5 protein-coding genes and 1 tRNA gene are annotated in these 2,677 nt (G+C 44.9%); 3 read left to right on the top strand and 3 right to left on the bottom strand.

The annotated features are described in order from the left end of the window. The first annotated feature begins 225 nt into the window (after positions 1-225). Together KDK16_RS00475 and KDK16_RS00470 are read left to right on the top strand one after the other, a co-directional pair. Positions 226-579 carry a type II toxin-antitoxin system RelE/ParE family toxin gene (locus KDK16_RS00475; RefSeq protein WP_257274215.1) on the top strand — a complete coding sequence of 118 codons (354 nt, stop codon included), beginning with the start codon at positions 226-228 and terminating at the stop codon, positions 577-579. Further along, positions 576-899, top strand: a complete 324-nt coding sequence (locus KDK16_RS00470; protein WP_257274214.1) for a helix-turn-helix domain-containing protein — start codon at positions 576-578, stop codon at positions 897-899. The genes KDK16_RS00475 and KDK16_RS00470 overlap by 4 nt, the downstream gene beginning before the upstream one ends. 17 nt (positions 900-916) lie before the next feature. Here KDK16_RS00470 and KDK16_RS00465 read toward each other — a convergent pair whose 3' ends face one another. The 3 genes from KDK16_RS00465 to KDK16_RS00455 all read right to left on the bottom strand — a co-directional run bounded on the left by KDK16_RS00465 (position 917) and on the right by KDK16_RS00455 (position 1,951). Beyond that, complete coding sequence (locus KDK16_RS00465) at positions 917-1,114, bottom strand: hypothetical protein (protein ID WP_257274213.1); 198 nt, start codon at positions 1,112-1,114, stop codon at positions 917-919. Between the two features lie 218 nt (positions 1,115-1,332). Then, positions 1,333-1,623 carry a helix-turn-helix domain-containing protein gene (locus KDK16_RS00460; RefSeq protein WP_257274212.1) on the bottom strand — a complete coding sequence of 97 codons (291 nt, stop codon included), beginning with the start codon at positions 1,621-1,623 and terminating at the stop codon, positions 1,333-1,335. Further along, positions 1,604-1,951 (bottom strand): type II toxin-antitoxin system RelE/ParE family toxin, encoded by a 348-nt coding sequence (locus tag KDK16_RS00455; RefSeq protein WP_257274211.1) that lies wholly within the window; start codon positions 1,949-1,951, stop codon positions 1,604-1,606. Before KDK16_RS00455 ends, KDK16_RS00460 begins: the two co-directional genes overlap by 20 nt. 123 nt (positions 1,952-2,074) lie before the next feature. Between KDK16_RS00455 and KDK16_RS00450 the strand changes: the two genes are divergently transcribed. Beyond that, positions 2,075-2,151: transfer RNA gene (locus KDK16_RS00450), tRNA-Arg, on the top strand. Positions 2,152-2,677: the final 526 nt, after the last annotated feature.

The raw sequence follows: 2,677 nt of genomic DNA, 5'->3' as shown, positions 1-2,677 counted from the left end.
TCCTTTTTCTTGTCTTTTTCTTGCCTTATATGGATGTCCTTTTTCTCTTTTCTTTTCTCTTTTCTTTTTCTCTTTTTCTTGCTTCTCTTACTTCTTTCTTAGTTTATAGCGGTGTGGGCGGGGAGCTGTCAGCGAACTTTTTGATTATTTTTTACTGCTTTTTTCTCCACAGAGGAACTATATTTGTTCTAAAGTGTACAAAATTTTATACATAGTGCTAAGCTGTTGGATAACGAAAAACCGATTTTCTGGATGGGCAGCTCCTTGGAAGACCTGCTTGAATTCCCGGATTTGGCCAAGCGAGAAGCGGGTTATCAATTAAGCCGGATACAGCATGACCTTGACCCTGAACACTGGAAGGATTTCAAGACAGTGGGAGCAGGTGTCAGGGAAATTATCATCTCGGAAGAAGGTGGTGCTTTTCGAGTGATGTATTTGGCCAAGTTTGAGGAAGCTGTATACGTGCTGCACAGTTTTCAAAAGAAAACCCAACAAACCAGTCAGCACGACAAGCAAGTAGCAGCCCGCCGTTACAAGCAGGTTCCGGCAGAACGTAGCAAAAGGAGGAAGGACGGATGAGTATTAAGAACATCGGACATACGACACCAACAGGTGGCAACGTTTTTGCTGACTTGGGCTTTTCCCCTGAAGAAGCAAAGAAACTGAAAGAGGAAGCTGAGGGTAAAATTAAGGCGGACCTCAAGATTCAACTGATGGCAGAAATTACAAAGACCATCAGAGATCGCCAGCTGAAACAGGAAGAAGCTGCACGACTGTTGAATGTGAACAGACCCAGAGTCTCTGATGTGATGACAGGAAAGGCCAGCAAGTTCACTATTGATGCATTGGTAGACATGCTACAAAAATTAGGTCGTTCGGTAACACTCAAAGTAGCTTGAGACAGTGAGGGAATACATCAATCCTCCGGTATCCCCAAAGCCTTCTTCTGCTCCGACCAGAGCAGGGGAAAGGGCTTCATAAAATCAGCCAGCATCAGGCCACCCAAGCTTCTGCCATCAATGATGGCCTTCTGAATCTCTGGCGAGAGGGTGGTCAGGCGTAAGATCCGGGAGGCATAGCTGACACTGGTAATCCCTTTTTTCTGAGCCAACACTTTCAGGTGTTGTTCTTTTGCTGTTTCCTACGCCTTCCAAATAATAAGACACCCTTATATTTGACTTGTATAGATGTCCAGCTTCTTTATTATATGGATGTCCTTTTTCTTGCTCTAACTGGCAGGCAGCCTGATCGCTTTGACATAAAGTCATGAATGTCAGCAGACTCTGAAATGAGTCTGTCGACATTCGCTGCTATTGCTGACAAGGTATAGTTTCAGGCAGGAGAAAAAGTGATGTTGAGCTTGTGCCCGGTGGCTTCAGCATATTTTTTCAGCATACCCAGGCTGGGTAGTGTTTTGCTGTTGGTGCTTTCAAGTCGGCAGATACTGGTTTTCTGTGTGCCTATTGCCTGGGCAATGTCTTCCTGGGTCATTCCGGCTTCCTGTCGCATTCGAATCAGTTCACGGCGGAGTGAGAAGAACTCTGATTTCTCTTCCATTGCGGCTTGTACGTCTTCGCGCTCAAGTGCTTTCTTACGAAATGCCTTATAACTTAAGTTTGCCATGCTGTACCTCCTTCATTCGTTGATACCCCAGATCTAAGTCTTTTTTAGGTGTTTTTTGAGTTTTTTTCTGGAACACATGCAAAATAACAACGTGATTTCCTTTAACACTGCAAAAAAGACCTTTGCCTATTCCTTCAGATCCATGAGCCCTGAGTTCATAAAGTCCTCGACCCATTAGTTTGGTATGAGGTTCGCCAAGGTTTGGACCGTGAACTTCAACCTGATCAAGTAGGTCAATGAAATCAGCCAGTATCCCGGCAGGCAGTTTGTCCATGTCTCTGGCGACGCGATCACTGAAAAAATGGATTTGCCAGGTTGATTTTCTCATAAGGTGAGGTTAGCAATATTGTTAACTTTGTCAAGTTCAATCATTGGAGATGGCTGGGTTTATCAGAAAAACTATTTAGAAGGCTGGCAGCCCACCCACCGCCAGTGAACAAGTGAGTATTACGCGCTCGTAGCTCTGCTGGATAGAGTACCTGGCTGCGGACCAAGCGGTTATAGGTTCGAATCCTACCGAGCGCGCCATTTTCAGAAAGCCCTGCTTTTATAGGGCTTTTTGTCGGTTTGGGGAGTAGTTATTTCTGGCTTCCTGCCTGTTTGATAATAATCCACTGTCTTATAACTGCATGCTTGGAAAATTCTTAAAATAGCTGATTTTTGGCCATTTTTGGGCCGCTTTTTCTCTCTCCTCTCTAAATAACGGACTTCGGCCACTTTGAAGTACGCTACCTGATTTCCTATTTGTAATCAGTGGTTTGCCGGTGGTTTTTATTTTCTGGGACTAGTGTTGGGTTTGCATTTTTTTAGCGATGTGGGTGGGGAGCTGTCAGCGAACTTTTTGATTATTCAGAACGTAGTGGTAAAAAGTACTGCTCCGGGCCCGGTACAGTATGAGACAGATGTTTGAAATTTCAGGGATCAGGACTTGAGCCCAGCTTTCGAACCCTGGTTCTCCTAATAGCACAGTCGACAGAGGCTAAGGAAACGTTTTCACCCGATTCTGTCAGGGTAAGTGATGCCCTCAGAGAGCTGGTCTGATGCGGATTAGCGC

This window comes from Endozoicomonas sp. SESOKO4 (assembly GCF_024606275.1).
This window is presented reverse-complemented; position numbering and strand designations above follow the sequence as displayed.